The 16,404-nt window shown below is 63.0% G+C and carries 12 protein-coding genes and 1 pseudogene; 8 read left to right on the plus strand and 5 right to left on the minus strand.

Annotation, left to right across the window (positions count from 1 at the left end; all coding sequences use genetic code 11):
- Positions 1-61: 61 nt before the first annotated feature.
- Genes HP546_RS00925 through HP546_RS00935 form a run of 3 tightly spaced genes read right to left on the minus strand, consistent with a single transcriptional unit; the run spans position 62 to position 2,601 of the window.
- Positions 62-1,144, minus strand: coding sequence for a hypothetical protein (locus HP546_RS00925; protein ID WP_172218744.1), 1,083 nt, complete (start codon positions 1,142-1,144; stop codon positions 62-64).
- A gap of 39 nt (positions 1,145-1,183) precedes the next feature.
- A complete protein-coding gene (locus HP546_RS00930; RefSeq protein WP_172218745.1) occupies positions 1,184-1,810 on the minus strand; it encodes a LysE family translocator in 627 nt (208 codons plus the stop codon).
- A gap of 2 nt (positions 1,811-1,812) precedes the next feature.
- Positions 1,813-2,601, minus strand: a complete 789-nt coding sequence (locus tag HP546_RS00935) for a YqcI/YcgG family protein (RefSeq protein ID WP_172218746.1) — start codon at positions 2,599-2,601, stop codon at positions 1,813-1,815.
- 161 nt (positions 2,602-2,762) lie between these two features.
- Here HP546_RS00935 and HP546_RS00940 point away from each other — a divergent pair, with 161 nt between their 5' ends.
- The gene (locus tag HP546_RS00940) at positions 2,763-3,683 is read left to right on the plus strand and encodes a LysR substrate-binding domain-containing protein (RefSeq protein WP_172218748.1); all 921 of its coding nucleotides are present in this window, start codon (positions 2,763-2,765) and stop codon (positions 3,681-3,683) included.
- Here HP546_RS00940 and HP546_RS00945 read toward each other — a convergent pair.
- Positions 3,664-4,560 (minus strand): LysR family transcriptional regulator, encoded by an 897-nt coding sequence (locus tag HP546_RS00945; protein ID WP_172218750.1) that lies wholly within the window; start codon positions 4,558-4,560, stop codon positions 3,664-3,666. The two genes, HP546_RS00940 and HP546_RS00945, sit on opposite strands and share 20 nt — an antisense overlap.
- A gap of 116 nt (positions 4,561-4,676) precedes the next feature.
- On the opposite strand from HP546_RS00945, the gene HP546_RS00950 reads away from it, so the two are divergent.
- The 7 genes and pseudogenes from HP546_RS00950 to HP546_RS00980 all read left to right on the plus strand — a co-directional run bounded on the left by HP546_RS00950 (position 4,677) and on the right by HP546_RS00980 (position 15,789).
- Positions 4,677-5,873: an MFS transporter gene (locus tag HP546_RS00950; protein ID WP_172218752.1), complete on the plus strand. Its 1,197-nt coding sequence runs from the start codon at positions 4,677-4,679 to the stop codon at positions 5,871-5,873.
- An 84-nt stretch (positions 5,874-5,957) separates the two neighbouring features.
- Complete coding sequence (locus tag HP546_RS00955; protein ID WP_172218754.1) at positions 5,958-8,318, plus strand: DNA polymerase II; 2,361 nt, start codon at positions 5,958-5,960, stop codon at positions 8,316-8,318.
- A gap of 77 nt (positions 8,319-8,395) precedes the next feature.
- Complete coding sequence (locus tag HP546_RS00960) at positions 8,396-12,841, plus strand: NEL-type E3 ubiquitin ligase domain-containing protein (RefSeq protein WP_172218756.1); 4,446 nt, start codon at positions 8,396-8,398, stop codon at positions 12,839-12,841.
- Positions 12,842-13,083: 242 nt separating this feature from the next.
- Positions 13,084-13,644: a DUF4174 domain-containing protein gene (locus HP546_RS00965; protein WP_172218758.1), complete on the plus strand. Its 561-nt coding sequence runs from the start codon at positions 13,084-13,086 to the stop codon at positions 13,642-13,644.
- 171 nt (positions 13,645-13,815) lie between these two features.
- Positions 13,816-14,100 (plus strand): annotated as a pseudogene (locus HP546_RS00970) (EF-hand domain-containing protein); the annotation flags it as partial.
- A gap of 152 nt (positions 14,101-14,252) precedes the next feature.
- Positions 14,253-15,101: a DUF692 domain-containing protein gene (locus HP546_RS00975; RefSeq protein WP_172218760.1), complete on the plus strand. Its 849-nt coding sequence runs from the start codon at positions 14,253-14,255 to the stop codon at positions 15,099-15,101.
- Positions 15,094-15,789, plus strand: coding sequence for a DUF2063 domain-containing protein (locus HP546_RS00980; protein WP_172218771.1), 696 nt, complete (start codon positions 15,094-15,096; stop codon positions 15,787-15,789). The genes HP546_RS00975 and HP546_RS00980 overlap by 8 nt, the downstream gene beginning before the upstream one ends.
- Before the next feature lie 51 nt (positions 15,790-15,840).
- Here the strand turns inward: HP546_RS00980 and HP546_RS00985 are convergent, their stop codons facing one another.
- Positions 15,841-16,329 carry a DoxX family protein gene (locus HP546_RS00985; protein ID WP_172218773.1) on the minus strand — a complete coding sequence of 163 codons (489 nt, stop codon included), beginning with the start codon at positions 16,327-16,329 and terminating at the stop codon, positions 15,841-15,843.
- Positions 16,330-16,404 lie beyond the last annotated feature (75 nt).

A 16,404-nucleotide genomic window follows, 5' to 3' on the forward strand; every position in this document is an offset into this window, starting at 1 on the left:
TCGGAACGACGCCGTATTCTAGCCACCCAAGGGGGGTTGTCGGAAGAGCATCCGGCAACTCTCAGACGAGCTTGATCGGCGTGACCTTGCGCTGGGCGTGTTTTTCCTGGGCCAGGCCAAGCTTGGCAGTGATCACCTTGGCCAAGGCATTGTTGCCCAGGTCGTTCAGGTGCAGGCGGTCGATGAACAGGTCGGCGCCGAATACCGGCGAGCTGCTGAGCATGCCGTTCATGTCGTAGCAGGGCACCGGGTCGGCCTGGCTCTTGATGCGGCGGAAGAAGGCCGAGTGCAGCTGGCTGTCGAATGCGCCTTCCAGCAGCCGGTCGAAGTTCGCCGGTTGTTGTTCCAGCGCTGCCAGCATGGCCTGCTCGCCGCTGGGCAGGGTATCCCGGCACCAGGGCAGCAGCGGCTGGAGGATGAAAGTGAGGGTGGCGTGGCTGTCTGCCAGCAACCTGTCCCATTGGCGCAAGGTACGGCCGATGCTGTCCGCCGCGCGGGCCAGTCGCTTTTCCGGAGGGGACAACGCCCAGTTCAGCGGCGCCTTGACCGGAGGGGCTGTCAGTGCCTGGCCGATGCGCCGCCACAGCGGTTGGCGACGCGGCGGCGCGGCAGGTTGCATGCCTTCGCTGAAACTGTTGAGAAAGTCCTGGTAGGCCTTGGCCTGCTGCGCGTCGCCGGGGCCGGCGACGACTTCGCACAGGGCTTCGTGGGCCAGGCTGTTGAGGCCGCTCAGCACGACCACATGGCCGAGCTGGCCAAACCGGTGCTGGTGAGTCAGGAACATCAGCAGTTCCTGGCTGGCATTGAGCCCGCAGCCGGCCAGGCTCAGCCAGACCTCGCCGGTGAGCATGGACAGGTGCGAGGCCACCGTGTGTTCGTCGGAGCTGGCGCCGATGCCCAGGGCGGTGGAGCCGCCGACCAACAGGTTGATGCGCGATGCACCGCCGCGCTCGGCCGCCGAAAAACGCTTGCCGGCGCAATGGCTGTAGCGCAGGCCCAAGGCATCGGTGTTGATGGTGCCGGAGCGGTAGCCGGTTTCGTGCACATGCACGGTGTGCGGGGCACGGCGGCTGCCCAGCAGCAGAAAGCGCTGGTAGTCCTGTTGCAACGGCGAAGGAGCCGGGCTCATATCAGTTGCGGTCATGGTCTTTCCTTCTGTTGCATCGGCTGCTCCGCAGCAGGTTCAGGCCGCCAGTTCCTTGAGGTTGTACAGCAGCCCGCCCGAGGCGATCAGCAGCAGGGCGACCCCCGAGGCCAGGCTGATGAAGCGGTTGCTGCGCTGCGAGGCAAGCTTGCCGATGGCGAATATGTACAGGCTGAGCACGGCGAAATCGATGGCCACCCACAGCAGTGACAGCACCACCATGCTTTTGCCGAACGATTCGGTGATCTGGATGAACTGCGGGAAGAAGGCGATGAAGAAAATGATGTCCTTGGGGTTGGAGATGCCCACCATGAAACCTTGCAGCAGGCCGCCACGGTCCGGCTTGGCGGACTCGGCCGGCGCATCGCCCGCGGGCGCTTGCAAGGCATCCTTCAGCGTGCCCATGGCGATGTAGCCGATGAACAGGCAGCCAAGCAGGCTCATGGTGCTGAGCCAGGCCTTGTCGATGGCGGCGCTGGTAAGGATGATCCACGCGGCAGCACCGATCAGCACCAGTGACGCCCAGTTGGTGCCGACGGCGGTGAACATGGCCTTGCGCGAGCCAGAGGCAGCCGCAGTGTTGACGATCAGCGCCACCACCGGGCCGGGGGTGGCGATAAGCAGCAGGACGGTGAGGGCATAGGTGGCGGTAAGTGCGGTATTCACGGTCAGTTCTCGATCAGTATGTCGGGGGTCGCCTGGTGTGCGGCATGGGCGTGGAACGGGCAGCGGGACGGGTTGAGCGACCCTGCCTCCTGCAGTTGGTACTGCTTCCACTCGTAGTTGTCGGTATCGCCGAAAAAGCCCAGGGTTTCCGGCATGACGCCGTTGTTGTAGTGGCGCACGCGGTCGCGGATGCGTTCACGGATGCGTTTGCCACTTTCAGTGTTGGCATTGGCCACTTCGTCGAAGTTTTCCCGCGGGTTGATGACGAAGGTGATGTGCTGCCCCAGGTTGCGGCTTTTCATCTGCTGGTGGCCGGGGAAATTCATGTTGATGAACAGCGGCATGCCGGCGTAGCAGAACGACCAGCCGTTGTCGTCGGGGTCGGTAGGGATGCCCTGCGGCCATGGGTGCGGGTCGCGGGCATGCACGCCGCGCAGCACCTTCCAGGCCAGCGCCTGCTGTTCGGCCAGGGTGCAGCTGGCGGCGGTTTCGAGAAACACCACCAGTGGGCTGCCGATACGCTGCTTGGGTTTGATCGGGGCGACGGTGCTGACATAGTCGGCCAGGCCCTGTGCAATATCATCGGCCAGTTGCTCGGCGCGGGCGAACAGGATGTGGCAGGTTTCACCGTTCACCGCCTTGCGGCCGAACAGGCAAGGGAATTCAGGGTTGGCGAGAATACTGCGAAAATGTTCTATGGTCTTGTACGTCCAGTGTTGCATGTTGCAACCATGTTCAGCGGCCAGCTCTAGCGCATCCAGGCGATAGCAATTTCCATATCCCGTAAACATGGATTTCCCCAGGCGTTAATTAAATTGAACGTTCCAGTCATATGCAGGCAGGATCTTGGTTATGTTTGTTATTTACCTGCATTTTCCGAGACGAACCTGACGTTGTAAAACGCGTGGAACTATGACCTACTATTAGTCTTGCTCATGCTTAAGGCGCCGCCATGTCAGAACGGATTCAGGCCTTGCACGCCCTGCGTGCCTTCGAGGTGGCCTCTCGTTACGGCTCCTTTACCCGGGCTGCGGAAGAACTGGCCTTGACCCAGGGTGCAGTGAGCCATCACATCAAAACCCTCGAAGCCATGTTCGGCTGCGACCTGTTCGAACGTCGCGGCCCCAAACTGAGCCTGACCGAGCACGGCCGGCTGCTCTCGCAGGAGCTGAAGGTAGGCTTCAAGATCATCGAGAATGCCTGTGCATTGCTGCGCCAGGACCGCTATGGCTTGCGCCTCAAGGCGCCGTCAACGCTCACCGTGCGCTGGCTGCTACGCGCGCTGGACGGGTTCAAGAAGATCGAGGACAACTGCAGCGTGCAGCTGTCGAGCGTGTGGATGGACATCGACAGCGTGGACTTTTACTCCGAGCCCTACGACTGCGCCATTCTCCTGGCCAACGGGCGTTTCCCCGCCGATATCGACAGCTGCAAGCTGTTCGATGAATGGTTGATTCCGGTGTGCCACCCCGATTACCTGCCGCAGGCGCAACCGGCGCTGTCCGACCTGAGCCAGTGCGAGTTCCTTCACCCGTCCCCGGACCGGCGCGACTGGCGGCGTTGGCTGACGCGCATGGACGCGCTGCACGTCAGCATCGACCAGGGGCAAGTGTTCGATACCCTCGACCAAGGCATTTCGGCTGCCCAGCAAGGCCTGGGCATTTCGGTGGTCGACCTGGTGCTGGCCAGTGCCGACCTGGCGGCAGGAAGGCTGGTGACCCCGTTCAAGCACGCAGTGGCCACCGGCGACGGTTACTACATGACCTGGCTCAAGGCCAGCCCCAAGGCGCGGCAGATGCACAAGCTACGCGACTTCCTGCTTGGCCAGGTCGCGCCGCTGGCGCACAAGGACATCAACTACCTTTACGGTTGAACACGCGTTCGAGCATGAAGTCGATGAACACCCGCAACTTCGGCGGCACCTGTCGCCCGGATGGCCACAGCAGGTAGAAGCTGCCGCGCCGCTCCATGAAGTCATCGAGCACGCTGACCAGCGTGCCGTTGCCAAGTTCGCGGCGCACGTTGAAATCGGGCAGGCAGGTGATGCCACGGTGGTTGACGGCAAAGCAGGCGCGCGTTTCGACGTGGTTGCAGACCATCGAGATGGGGATGTCGTAGGCATGTTCGGGGTGCTCCTGGCGCAGCGGCCAGGTTTCCAGCTTGCCGGTGCTGGGGAAGCGGTAGTGCAGGCAGGTATGCGCCGCCAGGTCACGCGGGTGCAAGGGTGTGCCGCGTTCGCGCAAGTAGTCGGGCGAGGCTACCAGGCGGTGCTGGAAGTGCCCCAGGAACTTGGCGTTGAGCCGCGAGTCCAGCGGCTGCCCGCCGCGCATAACCACGTCGAAGCCTTCGCCGACGATATCCACCATGCGGTCCGAAAAGTCCAGGTCCAGTTCCACCTGCGGATACAGCGCCATGAACTCGGCCAGCGCCGGCATCACCAGCCCGGTAACCTGCGGCATGCTCACCCGCAGGCGGCCACGCGGGGTTTCGCTGGCTTGCGACAGCGCCTGCTCGGTGGCCTCGATCTCGGCCAGGATGCGCCGACTGCGCTCCAGAAACAGCATGCCCTCGGCCGTCAAGGTGATGCTGCGAGTGCTGCGGTGGAACAGGCGCACCCCCAGGCGGCTTTCAAGCCGCGCCACGCGCTTGCCCACGGCTGACGCGCTGACACCCAGCGACTGCCCGGCGGCGACGAAACTGCGGGTCTCGGCCACCCGGTTGAACACCACGAAGCCGCTGAGGCTGTCCATTGCATTTTCCTGATTACGGACATGAATGTCCTGGCTGAGCGGCATTGTACCCATCTTTTTCCCTAATGCCGCCCCCCGGCAGACTGTGCGCCTCTCTTCATTTCAAGGCCTCCGCAATGACCCAGACCTCATCTGCTGCGCTACCTGCAGCCAGCACCGAGCGCTTGCCGCTAAGCGGCTTGCTGGCGCTGGCGCTGACCGGCTTCATCGCCATCCTCAGCGAAACCTTGCCTGCGGGCTTGCTCGACCAGATCGCCGATGGCATGCACATCAGCCAGGCCATGGCCGGGCAGTGGGTGACGGCGTACGCGCTTGGCTCGCTGTTGACGGCCATTCCGCTGGTGACCCTGACCCAAGGGTGGTATCGCCGCCGGGCGCTGCTGCTGGCAATCGTCGGTTTCGTCCTGTTCAACGGGCTGACCGCCTTGTCGACCTCCAATACCCTGACGCTGCTCCTGCGTTTTTTCACCGGCGCTGCAGCGGGGCTGGCCTGGGGGCTGATTGCAGGCCACGCGCGGCGCATGGTGCCGGTGGCGCAGCAGGGTAAAGCCATGGCGGTGGCCATGCTCGGCGCACCGATTGCCTTGTCGCTCGGGTTGCCGATCGCCACATGGCTGGGGGCATGGCTGGGTTGGCGCGCCACCTTCGTGGTGATCACCCTGGCGGCGCTGTTGCTGGTGATCTGGGTGTTGCTGTCGGTACCAGACTACCCCGGGCATGCCGCTGGCAAGCGCCCGTCGGCCATGCAGGTGCTGCGCACGCCGGGGGTAGGCATTGTGCTGCTGGTGATCCTGACGTGGGTGCTGGGCCACAATATTCTCTACACCTACATCGTGCCGCTGCTGGCGGCGGCCGGCATGGCGGCCGACATCGGTCCGGTACTGATGGTGTTCGGCGTGGCGGCACTGGCCGGGATCGGCCTGGTGGGGCTACTGGTCGACCGGCATCTGCGCACACTGGTGCTGCTGAGCCTGGCGGGTTTCGCGCTGGCTACCCTGGCCTTGGGGCAGGCGTCGTCATGGCTGGTGTACCTGAGCGTTGCGTTGTGGGGCGTCACCTACGGTGGCGCGCCGACCCTGCTGCAAACCGCCTGCGCCGACGCGGCGGGCGAGGGCGGTGATGTGGCGCAGTCGATGCTGGTGACGGTGTGGAACAGCGCCATTGCCTTGGGCGGGATCATCGGCGGGGTGCTGCTGACGGGGGCAGGTGTCGGGTCGTTTGGCGCGGTGGTTCTGGCATTGATTGTGGTGGCCTGGTTGTTGGCCTGGGCCGGGCGACGCGGCGGTTTTGTGAAGGGGGAGCGCCAGGCTTGAGGTTTTCAGCGCCACTAAAAGCCTCACGCCAGACCCGACAGCGGTAGAATCACCCATTCAACAGACAGGTAAGAGGTTGGCGCGGTGGAGTTGCAACAGGGCTTTGTCCTGACCCGGCATTGGCACGACACGCCCGACGGCACCTGCGTGGAGCTGTGGCTAGCCACCGACCAAGGCCCGCGCCAGCTGCGCCTGGCACCGCAGGTGTCGGTGGCGTTCATCCCTCAGGCGCAGGAGGCGCATGCCAGGGTATTGCTCGGCAACGAGCCTGGCGTCGAGCTGCGCCCCCTGCAGCTCCAGGATTTCGACCACCGGCCGGTGCTGGGCCTGTACTGCCGCCAGCACCGCCAGCTGATGCAGCTGGAGCAACGCCTGCGTACTGCCGGCATCGAGGTGTTCGAAGCCGATATCCGGCCGCCCGAGCGCTACCTGATGGAGCGGTTCATCACTGCCCCGGTACAGTTCACCGGCCAACCGGATCCCCACGGCGTGCTCTGCAATGCGCAGCTCAAGCCGTTGAAGGGGTATCGCCCGCCTCTGCGCCTGGTGTCGCTGGACATCGAAACCAGCGAGCGCGGCGAGTTGTACAGCATTGCCCTGGAAGGCTGCGGCCAGCGCCAGGTATACATGCTTGGCCCGGCCAACGGCGATCCTGCTGACATCGACTTCGACCTGCACTATTGCACCAATCGTGCCGCGCTACTGAACTGCCTCAACCAGTGGATGGCCGAACACGATCCCGATGCGATCATCGGCTGGAACCTGATCCAGTTCGACCTGCGTCTGCTGCATGAGCATGGCGGGCAACTACAGGTGCCATTGGCACTGGGCCGCAATGGCGCGCCCATGACCTTGCGCAGCCAGGCCGGTGGCGGCCATGTGTTTGCCGATGCACCGGGGCGACTGCTGATCGACGGTATCGAGGCGCTGCGCTCGGCGACCTGGAGTTTCCCTTCGTTCAGCCTGGAAAATGTCGCCCAGACCCTGCTCGGCGAAGGCAAGGCCATCGACACGCCCTACCAGCGTATGGACGAAATCAACCGCCGCTTCGCCGAAGACAAACCGGCGCTGGCACGCTACAACCTCAAGGACTGCGAACTGGTCACGCGTATTTTCGCCCACACCCGCCTGCTCGAATTCCTCCTGGAGCGGTCCTCGGTGACCGGCCTTGCGGTGGACCGAAGCGGCGGTTCGGTGGCGGCGTTCTGCCATTTGTACATTCCGCAAATGCACCGCCTGGGCTTTGTCGCCCCCAACCTTGGCAGCCGCCCGGACGAAGCCAGCCCTGGCGGGTTTGTCATGGATTCGCGCCCGGGCCTCTACGACTCGGTGCTGGTGCTGGACTACAAGAGCCTGTACCCGTCGATCATTCGTACCTTTCTGATTGACCCGGTTGGCCTGGTCGAGGGGCTGCGCCAGCCGGACGACGTGCACTCGGTGGAAGGCTTCCGCGGTGGCCGCTTCTCGCGTACCCGGCATTGCCTGCCGGCCATCGTCGAGCGGGTGTGGCAGGGCCGGGAAGCGGCCAAGCGCGAGGGCAATGCACCGTTGTCCCAGGCGCTGAAGATCATCATGAATGCCTTCTACGGGGTGCTCGGCTCCAGCGGCTGCCGCTTCTTCGACCCGCGCCTGGCGTCGTCGATCACCATGCGCGGCCACCAGATCATGCACCAGACCCGCCTGCTGATCGAGGCGCGCGGCTATGACGTGATCTATGGCGATACCGACTCGACATTCGTCTGGCTCAAGGGGGCCCACGGCGAGGACGCAGCGGCACGCATTGGTCGAGAACTGGTCGCCGAAGTCAATCACTGGTGGCAGCAGCACCTGGGCGACACGCTGGGCCTGCACAGCGCGCTCGAGCTGCAGTTCGAAACGCATTTCCGGCGGTTTCTGATGCCGACCATCCGCGGCACCGAAGAAGGCAGCAAGAAGCGCTATGCGGGCCTGGTGCAGCAGCCCGATGGCAGCCAGACCATGGTCTACAAAGGCCTGGAATCGGTGCGTACCGATTGGTCGCCACTGGCGCGGGAGTTCCAGCAGGCGTTGTATGGCCGGGTGTTCCGCAATGAGCCCTATCGCGAATATGTGCGTGATTACGTGCAGCGCACCCTGGCTGGCGAGCTGGATGCGCAGCTGGTCTATCGCAAGCGCCTGCGGCGCCCGCTGGCGGACTATCAACGCAACGTGCCACCGCATGTGCGCGCCGCACGGCTGGCGGACGACTACAACCGGCGCATCGGCCGCCCCACGCAGTACCAGAAGGGTGGCTGGATCAGCTATATCATCACAACTGCGGGTCCCGAACCTTTGGAAAACCTGCAATCACCGATTGACTACGAGCACTACCTGAGCCGTCAGTTGCAACCGGTCGCCGATGCCATCCTGCCTTTTGTCGGGGATGACTTCAGTGCCCTGACAGGCAGCCAGCTGAAGCTGTTCTGAGCCGGTGGTAACGCCATAGTCCCTTTGGCCACTGCTACTGCTTAGCGTTGCACCTTTCGATGAAAAAGGGGCATTTCATGAGCAATAGTGAGGCGGGCGATAGCCTGGCGTTGGAGCAGGGGTATCAGGATGGCGTGATCGTGCGGGCACTGCCGGCCTGGATGCGCAACTTGAGCGCCGCCGGTGCAGGGCAGCAACCGGCATTGTCGCCGATACAACTCACGGCATTGGTCCGAGCGTTGAAAACCGGCTTGCAGTGCAAGCAACGGCTGAGTCTTGACCTGCGGGATATTCAGGGTATCGAGCAGTACTGCCGGCCGCTGCTGCAGCGCGCCTTGCGCGACGATTTTTCAGTGCTGGTCGACTGCAGCACCCTCTACCTGCGCCACCATTATTTCACTATTGCGCCCAGGCCCGACTGGGCGCTTGGCCGATTGCCCCAGCAGCAACAAAACGACTTCGACATTCCGCTTGTCACCGCAGCGCTTGCCAATTTTACCGAGCACGAAGCGCAGGGGCGTGGGCTATCGCGCAAGGATCGCGTGGTCGCCGGGGATGGCGCTACAGTTGCCGGCATGACGGCGGCTGCTTTTGCCGGTTGCTGCCGCAATCTCGACCTGGGAGCGCGCTATCAGGAGCACCTTCAGGCTGCGCTCGATGCGCCGGCTGAGCGCACGCCCAGCGGGCATACGGTCGCATCGTCCCTGGCAGCGCTGCTGGCCTCATCGATGCTGGTCGACGCCTGTCGCGCCAGAAACGACGGCACGCTGACTGCCGAAGAGCTTGAACTGGTAGTTGGCTTGTGTCACCACGGCCGGCTTGGCGCTTTAGGCACCCGGGCGGTGCATGCCCGGCAGCTGACAGCCTACGCTTGCAGGCTCGAGCAGATACTGGTGCTGGACATCACTGATGACTTTATCGGGTTCAAATCCAGCGCGCGGGTACTGGTGTACATCCCGGACGACCCGGTCAGCCCGTGGAATGTAGCGACTGATCTGGATGCATTCATCCGCAGCACCTTGGGCAAGCGTCTTGCCAAACAGCCGTATCAGCGGTTTTTCCGCCGGTTCATCCGCCGCCGCGACCGTCAGGCGTTCTTTGCCCAGGTAGCCGGCGCCCTCAAGGACGTCGCTGACTGGGCAACCCGCGACATGGACCAGCACCTGTCCGATTACCCGCAACCATTGTTCGCCCACCTGGCCCAGGCATGGGTTGACCAGGTCAAGGACGACGCGGCGTTCATTGCGGTGCCAGTGAAGGACATCGACGCCAGGGTTGAGCAGCAGCGGCACAATCGGCTGGTCAACAGCGCCTGGATGACTGCCGGCGTGATGGGCCTATTCGTGCCGCAGCTCAATGCCGTGTTGCTGGGCATTGCAGCCTGGGGCTTGCTCGAGGACGTGTTCCATGCGGTAGGCGCCTGGCGTGAGGGCGATGCCCGAGCAGCGCTGGACCATGTGCTGGACGTGTTCACACAGCTGGTTGAGCTGGGGGTTACGGCAGTGGTCATGCGCACCGTCAGCCGAGCGTGGCAGAGGGTAGACCCTATGGTAGTGGCACGTCTGGAGGACGGGTCTGAAAAACTGTGGCAGTTCGACCTGGCGCCGTTTCGCAGTGCTGCCCCCCCTGTACAGGCACTGGCCGATGCCGCAGGGGTCTACCGTCAGGGCGAACGCTGCTGGGTCAACATGGAGGGTAGCTTTTTCGAGGTCCTGCAGCGCCCGGACGACCTCTGGCAGATCAAGCCCGTCGACGGCTATGGCCCCCTGCTTCGGCATAACGCTTCCGGGGCATGGCGAGTCTGGTGCGAACAGCCTGTCGAGTGGGATGACACCTACAAGATGTTCCAACGCCTGGGTGGCCCGTTCACCGAGCTGGCGCCTGTGCAGATAGACCACGTGTTGGCGATCCACGACATGACAGCAGAGCATCTGAGGGGGTTGCACGTGTGTAGCGGTGCGCCCCATGCCTGCTTGGTGGACACGGTGAATCGCGTGGCGGTGATGAACCGTATCCAGGCGCTGATCAGCCAGCTGCGCAGCACCCAGACGGTTCGAGACAGCGCTTTGCTGAACAGGGTCCGGCAAGGGGCGGAGACCGAAGCGCTGTCGGACGCCGAGCTTGCGGACCGGGTCTGGGGCACGCGGCATGCACTGCTACTGCAGCTGTACTATGAACGGTATCCCGTGACGCCGGCCACTTACGAGCTGCAGCGCGACTTCGAAAGCTTGCACCGCCTGGCAGCCGAGGAACTGCTGGGCGCTACGGACCAGCGCCTTGCCTACCATGCCGCCGACCTGGCAAGGCACATTCGTTGCGTGCGCGCGCATGAGGCGCTGTTGTTCGACCTGCCACAGGACCTGAATCTGGCGCGCGTTGTGCTGGCAGGCATGAGCCAGCTGCCAGGTGCAGCTGCAGGGCCCGGGTGGCAGCTGTTCGACGGCGATGCAGGCCAGCCGCTGGCCAGTACCGAAGGGGGGGCGGGATTGCTGCGGTTGAGGTTTCAGGGCGGTGCTTTTTATCTGAATGAACAACATGGACCGGGTGATCTGTTCGATCTCGTTGCCACCGGGTATAGCGACGAAGCGCATGCGGCGATGGGTATCGGGCAGCCGTTCGCTGCGCAATTACGTGCACGGCTCGCCGAGCATGTGGCGCGAGGACAGCTGGTCATTGCGAACGTACTGGGGATCAGGCGGCCTACCGGTTTCTTCCTTCCCCCACAACGCTTTGGTCAAGGGCTGACAGGATACCCATTGAGTGGTTGCCGCTCTTGTATCGGCGCCCGCGGCACGAGGCGACGGCCAGCGGGTCTTGCTGCCCAGCTGCGAGACCTGTATCCGGGGTTCGGTGAGCAGCAGGTAGACGACTGGCTTACGCGCGCGCGGGCCTCGCAGCTTGATCCCACGATGATGCTGGTCGACCTTGAGCAGCAGTTGCGGATGCTGACCCGCCAGCTGCGTAGCTGGCAGCGGTCTACTGCCCGAATCTGGGCCTGGAATGCGCGTCGCCAGTTTGCGGTGACGCTAGAGCACTGTTGGCGTCGCCTGGGCCCACGCTCGTCGGGCGAAGGGCGTGTCTCCTTTGAGCTCAGCAGTTACACCAGCAACCTGGATGAACTGCCGGCCATACCGCAGCAAGTGGATTTTGCCCACGTTTCCCGGATCAACTTGAGAAACCTGCAGCTGCGCAGGGTGCCGGAGGACTTCCTCCACGTGTTTGCCAGGTTGACTGTGCTGTGCGTCACCAATTGCCGACTGCGCAGTCTGCCTTTGTCCCGCGAGTTGGCTTCACAGCTGGAAGTGCTGGACGTGTCCGGTAACCAGATCAGTCTGGATGGGCGCGCCACAGACCTGCTGGCCCGATCCCGCTCGCTTGTCTATTTGAACCTGTCGCACAATCCATTACGCCTGGCGTTTTCCATCGTCGAAATGCAGAGCCTTCGGACGTTGATGTTGGGCAACACCCAGTTGACAGAGGTGCCCGGTGGTCTTCTGCAAGCCGCACGGCTGAGGACGCTCGATCTTGCCGACAACGCCATCCGGACCTTGCCCTTTGGTTTCTACCGTTCCATTTTGTGGCTCGACGGCAGGGTGCGGCTATCAGGTAACCCGCTACAGGGCGTACGCGATCAATGGCATGAACTGAATGATGACCCGGTTCCGACCATGCTCCGTTGGCTAGACCTTGTCACCAGCAGCGAGCGCGACCGCCTGGCCGATGCATGGGGCACGCTTGAAGCCCGGGCGGGTTCGCAGGACTTTTTTCATCTGTTGAAGAGGCTCACGACTTCCGCCGATTTTCGCCAGGCATTCACCAGCCGGTATCTGGCCTTGCGCGTACAGCGGATGCTGATGTACCTGGTGAAGCGCCCGGAGCTGCAAGCAGAAGTGTTCAGGCACGCCTTGAGCGAGTATTGCGAAGACAATGCGACGCTGCGCTTCAGCGATCTGGAGATCCGGGTGAAGGTCTGGAAGGCGCTGAACGAACACAGCGTTGTCGACACAGAGCAGGCGCTGCTTTCCATTGGCGCTCAATGCTGGCGGCTGGCAGCGCTTGATAGCCTGGCGGCGCTGCACGCGGCACGCGTGGGCAGGGCCGATGAATCGCTGGAGTTCGCCTTGGCGTACCGCCTGGCATTGATCGAGAATCTCGACCTGCCCATCGAGCACGACGAAATGCTCAACCCAGGAGTCGCCTTGCTTTCCGACCTGGACCTCGTCGTCGCAGCACGGCAGGTCCGCAATGCGCAGTCGCCGGACGCGCTGGCGGAATACCTGGTGTCGCAACGGTTCTGGAAAGCGTATCTGCAGAAGGCTTTCGGTGTGCGCCTGCAAGTTCCGCAGTCCATGCACGACGACCTCGAGGCAATGATGGAGCGTAACGCGCCCGCTGAGGAAATCAATCGGCTCAATGACAGTGTGCAACGCAGGGAGCGCAACCTGCAGTTACAACTGACCCGCGAAGCGATCGCCACGCATTTGCCCGCCGTAGTATTGGCACCCCCTGCACCCCATGGCTGAGCGAAGCCGTACTGCAGCTGGATGCGATGCGTTACTACGGTGTGCAAAGGGCGCGTTGGACTATGCTCATCTGACAGGCGGGCGTATGGACTTTGTGGGGGCTTGGGCAGGTTGTCGCAAACGGTAATGCTCGGTTACTTTTCGTTGACACACCGATGCCCCCGGTTGGTTTACGCTCGTTCGTCGGATCTTTCTCCCTGATCTGTAGTCTTCTGGTTTATCGAGAGAATAAGGAGATACGCATGCTCGTCCGGTCACTGACCTTCGCCGCCCTGCTCGCTATCACAGGGCCTGTTATTGCGGCCGACAGTGATGCGCCGCTGGCCAAGGAACTGGGCAAAGCCAGGCCATTGGTGGTCATTGCGCCCAGTAGCGCCGACCCGACCCTGCGCGGGTTGAACGAGGCGCTCAAGGACCCTGCCACTCAGGCGGGTTTCAAGGAGCGTAATCTGGTGTTGTACAGCGTTGCCCAGATGATCGGCAAGCGTGAGGACAAGAACCTGGAGCAGCAGACCACCATGGCGCTTATCCGCGAACTCAAGCTGGGTGCCAGCAAAGGTACCAAGGTGATTCTGATCGGCAAGGATGGTGAGCGGCACATGCTCAAGGATGACGACAGCGGCGGTACGATCGAGCCAGAGGACATCTTCAAGGCGGTCGATGAGCTGCCCGCCACCGAGAAGGCCGTTACAGCGCCCGAGCCCGTTGCGGCCGCCGCTGAACCCAAACCCAAGGACAGCAAAGCCGCCAAGCCTGCCAAACCCGCCAAGCCGGCGGCACCTCCCAAACCGCTGGAAGACTGATCCCCGGTAATGGCCCTGGCATGCCCAGGGCCATCTGCGCGGCATGTATCGGTCTGTATCTGGCAAGCGTACAGACCCATTTCCCTACAAAACAGCGCATCGCCTGATACATCCACGACAACTCCGCCCGGCCTAATGGCTCCACTTTCCAAACCAAAGTGGAGCATCACCATGACTCAAGTACGAAGCACCTTCGGCATTCTGGGTGCCGCCCTGATCGGCAGCATGGCCTTGGGCAGCAGCGCGTTTGCCGTCGAACCGCTGGCTCAGGGTTATCAGCTGGCGCAAGCCAAAGTGGCCGGCGAGGGCAAATGTGGTGAAGGCAAGTGCGGCGGCAGTGGCAAGGCCACGCAGGGCGAAGGCAAATGCGGCGGCAGCGACAAGGCCACCAACAGCGAAGGCAAATGCGGTGAAGGCAAGTGCGGAGCCAGCGCCAAGGCTGGGGCTGAAGGCAAGCATGCCGGCGCGTAGCTTGCCAGGCTTCACGCTGCCATGGCTTACGGCCTGTTCAGTCCCCTGACTGCCAAGGGCTGATCTTCTTCCCATGAAACGCCGCCACGCCCCTCCTGCTGATCAGGCGGGGCGTTGTGCCTGTTGGAGACCTGCCAATGCACTGCACACCTTCTTACGCTCTGCCTCTGCAGACAGGGCTCGGCCTGCGTCGCGGGCTGTTGCCCGACCTGCTGGAGATGCAGGCCGGCACAGTGGACTTTCTCGAATGCGCACCGGAAAACTGGATTGCCGTGGGCGGTGCCTATGGCAAGGGTCTGGCTCAATTGGCTGAGCGCTTCCCTATCACCTGCCATGGGCTGTCGTTGTCGCTGGGTGGCAGCGAGCCACTGGACCTGCATTTCCTCGACCAGACCCGTCAGTTTCTTGATCGCCACCAGGTGCGCTTGTACAGCGAGCACCTGAGCTATTGCAGCGATGACGGGCACCTGTACGACCTGATGCCTATGCCGTTCACCGATGAAGCCGTACGCCATGTGGCCGCGCGCATACGCCAGGCACAGGAATACCTTGAACGGCGCATTGCCGTGGAAAACATCAGCTACTATGCCGCACCGTACCAGGCGCTGAGCGAGCTCGAATTCATTCGCGCGGTTCTTGATGAAGCCGATTGCGACCTGCTGCTGGACGTCAACAACGTATTCGTCAACGCCTGCAATCATCGCTACGACGCCAGGGCATTCCTCAACGGCTTACCCAGGGAACGCGTGACCGGTATGCATGTGGCCGGGCATTTTGACGAGGCGCCCGATCTGAAAGTCGACACCCACGGGGCGCCGGTCAGGGAAGATGTCTGGGCCCTGTATGCCTTCGCTTGTGCCCGTTTTGGCGTGCTGCCAACGGTGCTCGAACGCGACTTCAACTACCCGCCACTGGCCGAGCTGCTCGCCGAAACGGCACGTATCCGCACTGTACAGCGTGCCTGGGGAGCTTCAATCCATGAATGAGACCCTGCGCGAACAGCAATACACCCTGGCCCGCCACCTGCGCGATCCTCAGCGCCATGCCCCGCCGCCCGGCCTGGAGGCGCGGCGCCTGAAGGTTTACTGCGAGTTGTTCTACGGCGCTATCGAAGGCTTGCTGGCTGGCAGCTTCCCGGTGATGCGCCAGGCATTAGGGGAACAGTGCTGGCATGCCCGCGTGCGTGACTTCTACGCCAACTACCGTAGCCAGACGCCGTTGTTTACCGAAATTGCCCAGGCCTTCGTCGATTACCTGCAGGGGGTGGAGCTGGACGCGCCCTGGCAGCTGGAGCTGGCGCACTATGAATGGATCGAGGCGCAGTTGTACCTGAGTGATGCCGAGGATGCGCAGCATGAGCCGGCGGGCGACTTGCTGGATGGCGAGCCGCTGTTGTCGTGTGTGGCGCGAGTGCTGGCTTATCGTTGGCCGGTGGAGCGTATTGGTGTGGATTACCAGCCAACGGTTGCGCCAGACGCGCCGACCTTGCTGCTGGTGTATCGCGATGCCGGCTTGCAGGTGCGCTTTGCGCGGCTGGCGCCGATGGCCTATCGGCTGCTGGTGGAGCAGGGCAGTGGACGGGCGCGGCTGGCGGCTGTGGGTGGGGATGTAGAGCAGGGGCTGGCGTTGCTGGAGGGACTGCGCGGGCAAGGCGTCATCATCGGTACCTGCTGACTGCACGTATTGGGGCGCGCGGCGATGGGCTGCGCAGCAGCCCCAGCGATTTCAGCTGTAGAACCGCGCCCTTAGCCAATGATCCAGGCTCAGGCGCCCAGCCCCCTTGAGCAGCAGTGGCAGCAACGCCACCAGGTAGATCAACGGCAGCTTGTAGTTGCCAAAGCCCTGGTCGGTGATCGCATACCCCTGGGCCAATTCGGCCACGCTTGACCAATGCGCCGGCCAGTGCACTGCCGCTATAGCCACTACCGTCACCACCACAAGTCCCAAAGATGCCAGCCGGGTACCGAGCCCAAGCAACAGCAGCAACGGCAGGATCAATTCCGCCCACATCGACAGCTGCCAGTTCAGCTCGGCGGGCAGCAGATTGAAGGGGAAGGGAAAGCTGGATTGCAGGTCGGCGAACCAGTTGCTGCCATTGAACTTCTCCAGGCCTGACTCAAAAAACTCCCACGCCAGAAACAGTCGTAGAGGCAGGTCGGCGCTCCACGTGCCGAAACGGTCGAAGTGGGCAAGGGTGCGAGTGAAGGTTGTCATGTGGGTGGTCTCTTCCAGGTAAAGTGCACCGGCGCAGCGGCGCTGCAGGCCGGGTGTGGTTGGATGACCGGGAGT

This window comes from Pseudomonas sp. CM25 (assembly GCF_013179705.1).
Lineage (GTDB): Bacteria > Pseudomonadota > Gammaproteobacteria > Pseudomonadales > Pseudomonadaceae > Aquipseudomonas.

Excerpts from the sequence above, each read along its gene's own strand:
- HP546_RS00985 (WP_172218773.1), bottom strand. The coding sequence starts at position 16,329 with ATGACAACCTTCACTCGCACCCTTGCCCACTTCGACCGTTTCGGCACG.
- HP546_RS00960 (WP_172218756.1), top strand. The coding sequence starts at position 8,396 with ATGAGCAATAGTGAGGCGGGCGATAGCCTGGCGTTGGAGCAGGGGTAT.
- HP546_RS00925 (WP_172218744.1), bottom strand. The coding sequence starts at position 1,144 with ATGACCGCAACTGATATGAGCCCGGCTCCTTCGCCGTTGCAACAGGAC.
- HP546_RS00940 (WP_172218748.1), top strand. The coding sequence starts at position 2,763 with ATGTCAGAACGGATTCAGGCCTTGCACGCCCTGCGTGCCTTCGAGGTG.
- HP546_RS00945 (WP_172218750.1), bottom strand. The coding sequence starts at position 4,560 with ATGGACAGCCTCAGCGGCTTCGTGGTGTTCAACCGGGTGGCCGAGACC.
- HP546_RS00935 (WP_172218746.1), bottom strand. The coding sequence starts at position 2,601 with ATGTTTACGGGATATGGAAATTGCTATCGCCTGGATGCGCTAGAGCTG.
- HP546_RS00965 (WP_172218758.1), top strand. The coding sequence starts at position 13,084 with ATGCTCGTCCGGTCACTGACCTTCGCCGCCCTGCTCGCTATCACAGGG.
- HP546_RS00950 (WP_172218752.1), top strand. The coding sequence starts at position 4,677 with ATGACCCAGACCTCATCTGCTGCGCTACCTGCAGCCAGCACCGAGCGC.
- HP546_RS00980 (WP_172218771.1), top strand. The coding sequence starts at position 15,094 with ATGAATGAGACCCTGCGCGAACAGCAATACACCCTGGCCCGCCACCTG.
- HP546_RS00975 (WP_172218760.1), top strand. The coding sequence starts at position 14,253 with ATGCACTGCACACCTTCTTACGCTCTGCCTCTGCAGACAGGGCTCGGC.